Origin of the sequence: Gilvimarinus gilvus, from assembly GCF_030518155.1 — a bacterium.
Taxonomy (GTDB): domain Bacteria; phylum Pseudomonadota; class Gammaproteobacteria; order Pseudomonadales; family Cellvibrionaceae; genus Gilvimarinus; species Gilvimarinus gilvus.
This window is the reverse complement of record NZ_JAULRU010000385.1, coordinates 1-307: the sequence shown is the minus strand read 5'-3', so window position 1 is coordinate 307 and position 307 is coordinate 1. Positions and strand designations below refer to the sequence as shown.

Annotated in this window: 1 protein-coding gene; it reads left to right on the top strand. The window is 59.9% G+C overall.

All coding sequences use genetic code 11. The features are described 5' to 3' along the window. Positions 1 to 2: 2 nt before the first annotated feature. The gene (locus QWI17_RS06690; protein ID WP_302721755.1) at positions 3 to 221 is read left to right on the top strand and encodes a septum formation initiator family protein; all 219 of its coding nucleotides are present in this window, start codon (positions 3 to 5) and stop codon (positions 219 to 221) included. Positions 222 to 307 lie beyond the last annotated feature (86 nt).

The window sequence follows — 307 nt, the reverse complement described above, 5'->3', positions numbered from 1 at the left end:
GTCTGTGGGTCGGCAATGGCAGCCTGGCGCAAGTGACCGAGCTGAAGCAGCAGATTGCTGAACAGCACGCCGAAAACGAGCGCCTGCTGGAGCGTAATCGCGTGCTCGATGCTGAAGTGCTGGAGCTGAAAAAAGGCATGGAGACCGTTGAAGAGCGGGCTCGCCATGAATTGGGGATGGTCAAGGAGGGTGAAACCCTCTTCCAGTTGCCACAGAAATGATCGATACCTTACCGGCCTTCTGGGCCGTGATTCCAGCGGCGGGCGTAGGCGCCCGCATGGCTGCCGACCGCCCCAAGCAGTATCTG